Annotated in this window: 1 protein-coding gene; it reads right to left on the reverse strand. The window is 34.2% G+C overall.

The features are described from left to right. Positions 1 to 98: 98 nt before the first annotated feature. Positions 99 to 578: a VOC family protein gene (locus AC3WLU_RS26735; protein ID WP_492598228.1), complete on the reverse strand. Its 480-nt coding sequence runs from the start codon at positions 576 to 578 to the stop codon at positions 99 to 101. Positions 579 to 743: the final 165 nt, after the last annotated feature.

Consider the following 743-nt stretch of genomic DNA (forward strand, 5'->3'; position numbering starts at 1 on the left):
CTGATATAATAGATTCTATTAAAAAAAGGTCAACCAGTAAAAACTGGCTAACCTTATAATACGAACGCACCCGTTAGCTCATTAAGCAAAATAAATAATTATGCCTTCTCTTTGTTAAATTTACTTTTTGCTAATTCCTCCCAATCTTCAAAGGACAGCTTATCAGTAATATGTTTTAAAGCATTAGGAACTTCAACATAACACATCATTTCTAAACTGTTACCATCAGGGTCTTCAAAGTAAACGGAAGCATTTTCTGAATATGGTCTAATAAATGGCTCAATAGATTTTCTACCACCAAATGGCACGACTTTAACTTGAATAGAATCTAACCATTTTAAAGATTCTTTTAAATTTTCATATGAAACTCGAAAAGCAATATGTCGTAAGGAGGGATGGTATGGCGTTTGATACTCATTTCCCTCCCACAAACCTAACCAACTTTTTCCTTTTTCCATCCAAAAAAAAGCAGTTTCTTCATCACGCCATGCAAGTTCCAAACCCAGCTTTTTATAAAACTCCAATGAAACATCTAAATTTTTTACAGGCAAATGTGCTTCAAATATTCCTTCTATCAAGTTCTTAACCCCTCTACAATTATAAGTATATTACCAATATATAGATAAACAGATGTTTTATACAACTAATCTGCCCCGTTAGTTCCATATCGAGTAGGGGGAAAATAAGTTTATTTTCGCCCCTCTCACAACACCGTACGTACGGTTCGCGTATACGGCGTTTCA

The organism is Peribacillus sp. FW305-BF15 (assembly GCF_058783805.1).